The 11,541-nt window shown below is 44.3% G+C and carries 2 protein-coding genes; both read left to right on the top strand.

The window, feature by feature from the left end; translation table 11 throughout:
* Positions 1 to 4,985, top strand: a 4,985-nt coding sequence (locus F6J99_RS33100; protein ID WP_293119422.1) for an SDR family NAD(P)-dependent oxidoreductase, incomplete at its 5' end; no start/stop codon positions are given.
* Between the two features lie 7 nt (positions 4,986 to 4,992).
* Complete coding sequence (locus tag F6J99_RS33095; RefSeq protein ID WP_293119420.1) at positions 4,993 to 11,436, top strand: type I polyketide synthase; 6,444 nt, start codon at positions 4,993 to 4,995, stop codon at positions 11,434 to 11,436.
* Positions 11,437 to 11,541 lie beyond the last annotated feature (105 nt).

Genomic DNA, 11,541 nt, shown 5'->3' with positions numbered 1-11,541 from the left:
AAACTATCGAGCAGTGCAATGAAATTCTGCGCCCCTATCTGGAGCATTCCCTAATAGAGGTACTGTATCCTACTCAAGTAGAAGAGCAGGTTTCATCTGTTTTAGATCAAACCGCCTATACCCAACCAGCCCTATTTGCCATTGAATATGCCCTCTATCAACTTTGGAAATCCTGGGGTATTGAACCAGATGCCGTCATGGGGCATAGCGTTGGCGAGTATGTGGCTGCTTGTGTAGCTGGGGTTTTTAGCTTAGAGGATGGTCTCAAACTGATCGCCCATCGCGGAAAATTAATGCAGCAGTTGCCGTCTGGCGGTGAAATGGTTTCACTTTTGGCTTCACAGGAGCAGGTTAAAAAAGCGATCGCACCATTAAATGACAGAGTAGCGATTGCTGCTATTAATGGACGGGAAAGTGTAGTAATTTCTGGAGCCAGTGAAGATATTGGTGCTATTTGTGACAAATTAGAATTAGAAGGAATCAAGACCAAAAAGCTACAGGTATCCCACCCCTTCCATTCACATTTAATGGAACCAATGCTGGCAGAATTTGAAGCTGTAGCCAATCAAATCACCTACCATCAACCAAAAATACCAGTAATATCCAATGTCACAGGAGTAACAGCCGACAAGAGCATTGCCACAGCCAACTATTGGGTAAATCATGTGTTAGAACCAGTCAATTTTGCCCAAAGTATGGAGACCTTGCACCAAAAAGGGTATGAAATCTTCCTAGAAATCGGACCGAAACCAATTTTATTAGGGATGGGGCGGCAGTGTCTCCCAGAAGAGTTTGGTGTGTGGTTACCATCGTTGCGGGAGGGAGTAGATCAATGGCAGTTGATGCTATCTAGTTTAGGACAGTTATATGTACAGGGAGCCAAAGTAGATTGGTTTGGATTTGACCGACAATATAGCCGTGAGAAAGTAGTGTTACCGACATATCCATTCCAACGAGAACGGTATTGGATAGAAAGTAATAAGAGTAACCGCAAAAAACCGTATTTATCAACCGAAAAAACTCTCCACCCCTTATTGGGTAAAAGGTTCTATTGTGCCGGTCAGCCACAACAAGTTCAATTTGAATCTTTATTAGCAGAAGATGAACCAGCCTACCTCAAGCACCACCGAGTATTTGACCGGGCGCTATTCCCCACAACGGCCTATCTAGAAATAGCTCTAGCTGCAGGAGTAAACCGCTTTAAAACTGATAATCTAGTAGTAGAAGACCTAGTCATCCCAACCGGATTGATTTTACCAGAAGGAGAAATAAAAACAGTTCAGACTATACTAACTCCATCAGAAAACCAAACCTACCAATGGCAAGTATTTACTCAACAGCAACAGCCGAACCAGGACGAACCCCAGTGGATACTTCATGCCAATGGAAAAATTCGAGCCGCAGAAATGGAAACTGGTGTGGCTACTGTTGACCTAGAAAAATACTTGACCGAGTGTAGTCAACCCATAGAAATCCCAGACCATTATCAACACTATCGACAAAGAGGAATTGAGTACGGAAACAGTTTCCAAGGAATCCAACAGCTGTGGAAGGGGTCCAACCAAGCCCTAGGAAAGATTGAGTTATCCCCAGATTTACTGCCAGAAGTCACAGACTATCAGTTCCATCCCGCTTTATTAGATGGGGCGCTACAGGTGCTGATCCATGCACTACCCGAAACCAACACCAACCAAACTTATCTACCCATCGGAATCGAGCAATTAAAAGTATATAGTCGTCCGGGGCTGTCTGTATGGGCAATGGCCTCAGTGACCATTGAAACTCAAGAAAATTGGACAGCTCAACTCACCCTGGTCAATGGCAAAGGAGAAATCCTGGCCACCCTATTTGGCTTACGAGTCAAACTAGCTACCCCTGAAAGCTTACTAGGAACTGAAGCATTTGCCCTGAGCAATTGTCTGTACGAAGTCCAATGGCGACGGAAAGCTCGTTTTGGGCGATTACTACCCCCGACTTATCTGCCCTCTCTAGTCGAAATTAGTCAAAAACTGAAGCCAACCCTTTCTCAATTAAGTTCTCAAACCGATAATGATAACTATGGTCAACTCTTAAGTGATTTAGAAGACTTGAGTGTGGAGTTTGTCTTACAAGCTTTTCGGCAAATGGGTTGGTCTTACCCTGTCGGAGAAAAGTTTACTGTTATTGAAGCGATAAAACACTTAAGAATCGTACCAAGCCATCACCGACTATTCAGGCGTCTGCTAGAAATGCTCAAGCAAGTCGGTATCCTCAAGAAAAATCAAGACCAATGGCAAGTACAGCAACAATTAGGACAAACCAACCTCAAAGAAAAAACAAAAACGCTACTAAGTCAATATCCCCAAGCTCAAGCTGAACTCACCCTGCTCAACCGTTGTGCATCCCAATTGAGTGCCGTACTCAGAGGAGCGATAGACCCAGTACAATTAGTATTTCCAGAAGGGGATTTAACTACTGCTACCCAACTCTATCAAGACTCTCCGGGAGCGAAGGTGATGAATAGCTTAGTGGAGAAAGCGATCGCAACCGCCTTGGAGAAGTTACCACCACAGCGAGGAGTGAGACTATTAGAACTAGGTGCAGGCACAGGAGGAACAACTAGCTATATTCTGCCCCATTTGCCACCAGATCAAAGTGAATATGTCTTCACGGATATTGGTGCTTTATTTACCGCCAAAGCCCAAGAGAAATTCCGGGATTATCCCAATGTTACCTATCAAACCCTCGACATAGAACAAGACCCAACTGCACAAGGATTTATTGCTCATCAATACGATATCGTGATCGCGGCTAATGTGCTGCACGCCACCACCTCCTTAGAGCAAACTCTATGCCATGTGCGTCAATTATTAGCCCCTGGGGGAATCTTGGTGTTGTTAGAGGCAACAACTCGTCAGGGATGGGTAGACTTAATTTTCGGACTCTTAGAAGGATGGTGGAAATTCCAAGATCTAGAATTACGAGGGGACTATCCACTGTTAAGTAGAAGCAAATGGAAACAATTGCTCAGGGAAACAGGTTTTACCGAAGTGGTTACTCTACCAGAGACTGATGGAGTCCCTACAGTTTTGTCCCAGCAAGCAGTGATTATTGCTCAACTAGAAGAAACCACTATAGAGAAGACATCATCAGAACCCAAGGGTTGGTTAATACTAGCAGACCAACAGGGAATTGCCCAAAAAGTAGCTACTCAACTGCGCTCATCCGGACAAGTGTGTACCTTGGTATTTGCTGGGGAAAAATATCAACAAATCGCCGCCGAAGAAATTACCATCAACCCCCACAACCCAGAGGAATTTAAGGAACTGGTAGCTCACCTAAAAGCCCAATTACCTTCCTTATATGGAGTAGTGCAATGTTGGACCACCGAAGCCGGAATTGGTAAAAACATCAGCTCCGAGGAGTTAGAAAACTTATCTCAACTAGGGTGTGGCACCACATTATCCTTGGTGCAGGCATTAGTCAAAGCAGAATTCTCCTCACCGCCACGATTATGGTTAGTCACTCAAGGAGCCCAACCAGTACCTGAAACTGCTGCGATCATACCAGGAGTAGTACAATCTTCGGTGTGGGGACTAGCAAAAGTGATTAGCTTAGAACACCCAGAACTCAACTGTGTGCGAATTGATTTAGACCCCCAGGAAACTCTAGAGCATCAAGCATGGGAACTGTTCTCAGAAATTTGGTCAGAGGATAAGGAAGACCAGGTGGCTTTGCGAGGAAAGACTCGTTATGTGCCTCGTTTAGTGAGTAGTCGTCAAGCTCAAGCAGAAGTGTCTTTGAGCTTCCGGGACGATGCGTCCTACTTAATTACAGGAGGTAATGGAGGTTTAGGTTTACTAGTTGCCCGTTGGATGGTAGAACGAGGAGCCAAACATTTAGTATTGCTCGGACGCAGTTCCCCAGACGAGACGGCACGAAAAAAATTAACTGAATTAGAACAAACCGGAGCCTTTGTAGTAGTAGAAAAAGCTGATGTGTCTGATGTTGAATCAATGACAAGGGTGATGTCCAACATCGAGCAGTCCAACCTACCATTAGCAGGAGTAATTCATTCGGCAGGATTGTTATCTGATGGAATCCTCCAAAACCAGAATTGGTCTAGCTTTGAAAAAGTGATGGCTCCCAAAGTCCAAGGGGCTTGGCATTTGCATCAATTAACCAAAAACCAGCCAATGGACTTTTTTGTCCTGTTTTCTTCTGCCGCTTCTTTGTTTGGTTCTCCCGGTCAGGGAAATCATGCTGCAGCTAATGCCTTTCTGGATGGTTTAGCCCATTATCGTCGAGGTCTGGGGTTGTCAGGATTGAGCATTCATTGGGGTGCAGTATCTCAAGTGGGAGTAGCAGCTGAGCGTAGTGCAGATCTCGCAGAGCTAAAAGGCATGGGTGTGATCTCTCCGATTCAGGTATTAGAGTCACTGGAGCTATTGATGAGTAGTTCAAATGTGGAGGTTGGGGTAGTACCTATTAAGTGGTCGGCGTGGCAAGACCGAGTTGCACAATGGCTATTTTTATCAGATTGGTATCAAACCACCCACGCTTATGACCATACTTCTGAATCCTTGAAATTCTCGCTTTTACAACAGTTGAAAACAGCGGTACCCAGTGAACGACGAGAAATTTTAGTTGCTCATATTCGTCGTCAAGTAGCTGAGGTATTGGGCTTCAATTCATCTCAACAGGTTGATTTAAAACAAGGATTTTTTGACTTAGGAATGGATTCCTTAATGGCTGTGGAGTTCAGGAATCGTTTGCAGAAAAGTTTAGAATGTGATTTACCCTCTACTTTAACTTTTAAATATCCGGATTTGGCAGCATTGATAGATTATCTGACTACTGAGGTGTTTGCCAACTATTTTTTGGTTACCTTAGAGGATAAAGAGAAGAAAGTACAGGAAGAAACTTCGCCATCATCTCGTTTCCAAGAAATGTCTGAAGATGAGATTGCCAAATTACTTGCTAAAAAAATAGAAGCTTTGGAATAAAAAAATGATGAAAGAAAGTAGCAGAAGTATTGACTATAAACCCTTAATGGAAAAGGCTCTTATAAAGCTAGAAGCTTTGGAGTCTAAATTGAAGGATTTAGAGTATCAAAAAAATGAACCTATAGCTATTATTGGTATGGGATGTCGCTTTCCTGGAGAAGCAAACACTCCAGAACAGTTTTGGCATCTTTTACGTAATGGAGTGGATGCTATAACTGAAGTTCCACTAGACCGCTGGAATATCGATGAATACTATGACCCTGATCCAGAAACTCCTGGCAAAGTTTACACAAGAAATGCTGGATTTTTACATGATATAGATAAGTTTGATCCAGGGTTCTTTGGCATTTCTCCCAGAGAAGCTCTTAGCCTTGACCCTCAGCAGCGTTTGCTGTTAGAGGTGAGTTGGGAAGCATTAGAATACGCTGGGATTGTGCCCCAAAACTTGAAAAATAGCCAGACAGGAATTTTTTTTGGTATTACACAAACCGAATATAGCAGATTGCGATTAGCAGACTCCAATTACCATGAACAGCTGAGTATCTATGATGGCACAGGGAACGGTTTGTCTTTTGCATCAGGACGACTTTCCTTTTTTCTAGGGTCACAAGGCCCCAATATGGCTATTGATACTGTCTGTTCTTCTTCTTTAGTAGCAGTACACCTAGCTTGTCAGAGCTTACGAACCACCGAGTCTAATTTAGCTATAGCTGGAGGTGTCAACCTCAATCTCTTTCCAGAAGGAACAATCTTTTTGTCAAGAGCTAAAGCCCTTTCCCCAGATGGCAGATGCAAGACTTTTGATGCTAGTGCAGACGGGTTTAGCCGTAGTGAGGGTTGTGGCATAGTTATCCTGAAGCGCCTATCGGATGCGATCGCAGATGGAGACAAAATTTGGGCTGTGATTCGAGGTTCAGCTGTTAACCATGATGGACCTAGTAGTGGTTTAACTGTACCTAATCAAATGGCTCAGGAGAAATTAATTCGTCAAGCTCTTACCAATGGTAAGGTAGAGCCAACGGAAATTAATTATATTGAAGCTCACGGTACTGGTACATCTCTGGGAGATCCGATCGAGGTGGGAGCTTTGGCATCTGTATTATGCCCCAATCGTAGTCGGTCTAATCCCTTAGTGATTGGTAGTCTAAAAACTAACCTCGGTCATCTAGAGGCAGCAGCGGGAATAGTAGGTTTGATTAAAGTAGTGCTGTCCCTACATTACCAGGAAATACCACCTCATTTGCACTTTTCTACCCCAAATCCCCACATCCCTTGGGATGAGTTTCCTCTGGTAGTTCCTACTTCACCAAGACCTTGGTCTCCTGGAGAGAAACCCAGAATTGCAGGGGTGAGTTCCTTTGGAATGAGTGGGACTAATGCCCATGTAGTGTTGGAAGAAGCACCAATTCAAGTCAAGAGCCAACCCCCCCTGCTCAAGGATTCTTTAGAGCGTCCTGTTCATTTATTAACCCTGTCAGCAAAAACTCCAAAAGCTCTGGAAGATTTAGCTAATCGTTATCATAATCATATAGACACTCATATAGAAGATGCGATCGCAGACATTTGTTACACTGCCAATACAGGGCGCTCGCACTTCAACCACCGCCTAGCCCTTATAGTCTCTAACCAACAGGAATTAGCCGAAAAACTGCTTCACCACCAAGGGGTCGAAGCAGTAGGAGGATTATTTTCTGGACAAGTTCCCAGCAATACCAGTTCACCATTAGTAGCCTTTCTCTTCACTGGTCAAGGTTCCCAGTATATCAACATGGGACAGCAACTTTATCAAACCCAGCCAGTGTTCCGTCAAGCAGTTGACCAATGTGAAACTATCCTAAGTTCAGAGTTAGAACATTCTTTACTAGAAGTTCTCTATCCTAATTTAGGGAAAACGGAACCAAGAAAAGGGAATACAGAAGTTTCATCTTTACTAGACCAAACTGCTTATACTCAAGCAGCCCTATTTGCCATTGAATATGCCTTGTTTAAGTTATGGCAATCCTGGGGTATTGAACCAAATGCCGTCATGGGGCATAGTGTGGGGGAATATGTAGCTGCAACGGTAGCAGGAGTATTTAGTTTAGAAGACGGTTTAAAACTCATTGCCACCCGGGGAAGATTGATGCAACAGTTGCCCTCTGGTGGAGAGATGGTTTCGGTGATGACATCGGAGTCAAAAGTGCGTGATTTCCTTAAGACCTACACAGAGAAAGTAGCAATTGCTGCTATTAATGGTCCATTAAGTGTGGTAATTTCTGGAGCCAGTGAAGATATTGGTGCTATTTGTGACAAATTAGAAGCTGAGGGAATCAAGACCAAAAGGCTACAGGTATCCCACCCCTTCCATTCACCGTTGATGGCACCAATGTTGGCAGAATTTGAAGCAGTAGCCCATCAAATCACCTACCATCAACCCAAAATACCAGTAATATCAAATATTACTGGACTTCAAGCCGACAAGAGCATAGCCACAGCCAACTATTGGGTAAATCATGTGTTAGAACCTGTAAGGTTTGCCCAAAGTATGGAGACCTTGCACCAACTTGGCTATGAAATCTTCCTAGAAATCGGACCGAAACCAATTTTATTAGGCATGGGGCGGCAGTGTCTCCCAGCAGAATTCGGTGTGTGGTTACCGTCGTTGCGGGAGGGAGTAGAAGAATGGCAGCAGATGCTGTCTAGTTTAGGACAGTTATATGTCCAGGGAGTCAAGGTAGATTGGTCAGGGTTTGACCGAGACTATAGCCGTCAGAAAGTAGTATTGCCAACATATCCATTCCAACGAGAACGGTATTGGGTAGAAACCCAACATGGCTACCAACAGCAACAGTATTGGTTAAAAGAAAAAAATCTGCACCCATTACTAGGAGAAAAACTCAACCTAGCCGGAATAGAGAATCAACATCACTTTCAATCATACCTAAGGGCAGAATCCCCAGCCTATCTCAGTCACCACCAAGTATTTGAAAAAGTGCTATTTCCAGCCACAGGCTACCTAGAAATGGCAGCTTCATCAGCTAAAATTCTGTTCAACAAAGCCGAAGTAGAAGTAGCAGATGTCGCCATAGTAAGAGGCTTAATCCTACCAGAAACAGAAATTTTGACAATACAAACAGTAGTCAGCCCCTTAGAAAACAACAGCTATAAGTTCGAAATATTCAGCACATCCATTGCTGAAAATCAACAGACACCCCAATGGCTGTTGCACAGCGAAGGAAAGATCTATACCGAGCCGACTACCAATAGCAAAGCCAAAATCGACCTAGAAAAATATAAAAGAGAGTGTAGTCAAGCCATAGACATCAAACAACATTATCAACAATGTCAGGAAATAGGGATTAACTACGGCAGCAGTTTCCAAGGAATAAAACAGTTGTGGAAAGGTCAAAGGAAAGCCCTAGGAGAAATCACCTTACCAGAGGAATTAACAGCACAAGTAACAGACTATCAGCTACATCCCGCCCTATTAGATGCAGCTCTACAAATGATACGTCATGCCAATGACAACACCGAAACCGACCAGACCTATCTGCCAGTAGGGATAGAAAAATTCAAACTGTATCGTCAGATCACAAACCAGGTATGGGCAATAGCAGAAATACCAGAAACCAGCTTAACCGCCGAGATTTTGCTGGTAGACAACTTCGGCACGATACTAGCCGAGCTAGAGGGATTAAGGGTAAGGGCAACCACAGCCAATGCTCTGTTGAGAAGTCTGCAACCAGATATCAGCCATTGGTATTATCAAATCAACTGGCAAGCTCAAGCCCTACCATCAACCACCCCATCACCAGCAGTAACTAGCAAATGGTTAGTCTTGGCAGAAGATACTCACCTAGTAGAAGCACTAGAACACATTGGTCACGAGTGCATCAGAGTATCAGCAGGACAAACCTATGAGCAACTAAGTCCACAACACTATCAAATCAATCCCACCAGTGGTGAACAATTCCAACAACTGCTAGAAGAAAACCCAGGGATGACAGGGGTTGTGCATCTGTGGAGTGTGCCAGAACTCGTTGGCAAAGACCACCTAGAATTACAGACAATTCAAGAAAAAAGTTGTGGGGCAGTGCTGCATTTGGTGCAAGCCATCGTCAACAGCAAACCGGAAAAAATGCCACAGCTATGGTTAGTAACCCAAGGAACCCAGAGGGTCAACTCAGACACAGAAGTAATCAACCCCGAGTATGGAAGCTTATGGGGACTAGGACGAGTAATCGCCCAAGAACACCCAGAATTAGGCTGTAAACGCCTCGACTGTGACCCAGAAAAGCAGATTACTCAAAACCTAGAAGCCCTAGTCACAGAACTGTTATCAGAAGATGTAGAAGACCAAATCGCCATACGTCAGGGCAGTCGTTATGTAGCCAGACTGGTACAAAAACCCCACAAACAGCCAATCACCTCAGCCGACCAACCAGTGCAATTAAAACTGTCAGAATACGGAGTGATAGACAATCTCAACTGGCAGCCAATGCAGCGGCGTGTTCCAAAAGCTATGGAAGTAGAAATCGTTGTAGCTGCAGTGGGACTAAACTTTCGAGACGTGCTCAACGCCCTAGGATTACTTAAAGACTACTACGCCTCCGATCTAGGCATCAGCAGTGCACAGCAACTAACCTTCGGTTTTGAATGTGCTGGTAAAATCACTGCCGTAGGAGAACAAGTTCCACAGTGGCAAGTAGGAGACGAAGTCATAGCCACCATGCTCCACGACGGTTTCAGCAGTTTTATCACTACCACAGTAGACCATGTGATGCCAAAGCCGAAACACATGAGTTTCACCGAAGCAGCCACCCTACCCTTGACATTCCTGACTGCTTACTACGGGTTGCATAACTTAGCCAAAATTCAACCAGGAGAGCGAGTATTAATTCATGCCGCAGCAGGTGGTGTCGGGCAAGCCGCCGTGCAAATCGCCCAACGAGCCGGGGCAGAAATATTTGCTACAGCAAGTCCGAGTAAATGGGAATTTCTCAAATCCCTGGGCATTAAGCACGTCATGAACTCCCGCACCTTAGAGTTTGCTGGGGAAATCCTGGAGCGCACTGCAGGGGAAGGGGTAGATGTAGTCCTCAATAGCCTCAATGGAGATTATATTCCCAAGAGCTTAGAAGTATTAGCTCCAACAGGCAGATTTGTCGAAATTGGCAAAATTGGGATTTGGAACCAACAGCAAGTATGGGAACAACGACCAGATGTTAGTTACTACCCCTTTGATTTAGGAGAAGTAGTACAACAACAACCAAATGTAATGGCTCAACTGTCCAAGGAATTAACTCAGCAATGGAACCAAGGAAAACTCAAAGCCTTACCCTATAAAGTATTCCCTGATCAGGAAGTCACAGCAGCCTTCCGGTATCTGCAGCAGGCCAAGCATATAGGGAAGGTAGTGGTGGAAATGCCAGAAGCTTTATCTGAGCAAAAGTCCATCAAACCAGAAGCCAGTTATTTGATTACAGGAGGATTAGGAGCCTTAGGGCTGGAAGTAGCCCAATGGATGGTAAAAGAGGGAGCAAAGCAGATAGTATTAATGGGACGTCGGGCTCCCAACCAAACAGCACAAAAAGTAATAGAGGAGTTAGAAACAACCGGAGCCCATGTCAGAGTAGTATTAGGGGATATTTCCCTAACTGAAGATGTAGCCTTGACCCTAGAGGAAATATCAGCATCATTACCCCCACTCAAAGGAGTGATTCATGCCGCCGGGGTATTGGATGACGGGTTACTGCAAAACATGAGTTGGCAGCAGTTTACCAAAGTGATGGCACCAAAGGTGGCCGGAACTTGGCATTTGCATCAACTGACCCTTGATTTACCCTTAGATTTCTTTGTCTGTTTCTCGTCGATGGCTTCGATGTTGGGTTCACCAGGTCAAGGAAACTATGCCGCCGCTAATGGTTTTATGGATGCAGTCGCCCACTATCGTCACGGTATGGGATTACCAGGATTGAGTATTAACTGGGGACCTGTTTCTAAGGTGGGGCTAGCTGCTGAAAGTGGGGCAGATCGTAGAGCAATACAAAAAGGAATTAATCCGATTTCTCCTTCTCAAGTGTTAGAAGCCTTGGATTTATTAATAAGTAGTTCAGCGGTAGAAGTTGGGGTAGTTACAATTCAGTGGAATAAATTTTTCAGCCAACTACCTAATGGAGTCAAACTACCCTTTTTAGAAGCGTTTACTGCTACCACAAAATCTACAACAGAATTTCAACAATCTCAACTTATATCTCAATTAGACGTTGCTTCAAAAACTGAACGGGAAACTATTTTATCAAGTCACCTTCAATCTGAAATTGCTACGGTGTTAGGAATGGGAGACATGACCATTGACCTACAGCAGCCTTTAACTACGATGGGACTGGATTCCTTGATGGCTTTAGAATTGCGTAATCGAGTTAAAAGTAAGTTGGGTGTAGATATACCCAGGGCTATTTCATTCTCATGAAAGCTAATAAATGCTAGGCTTACAAGTTAGCTGAGAGTTTCATGAGTTACCATGCGTTTGTCTGCCCAATCTGCCCCTGCTGTCTCAGTTCCTAGGCTCGCCCCA

Source organism: Moorena sp. SIO4G3, assembly GCF_010692305.1.
Classification (GTDB): domain Bacteria; phylum Cyanobacteriota; class Cyanobacteriia; order Cyanobacteriales; family Coleofasciculaceae; genus Moorena; species Moorena producens_A.
The sequence above is the reverse complement of the archived record's forward strand: the minus strand, read 5'-3'. Positions and strand labels throughout refer to the sequence as shown.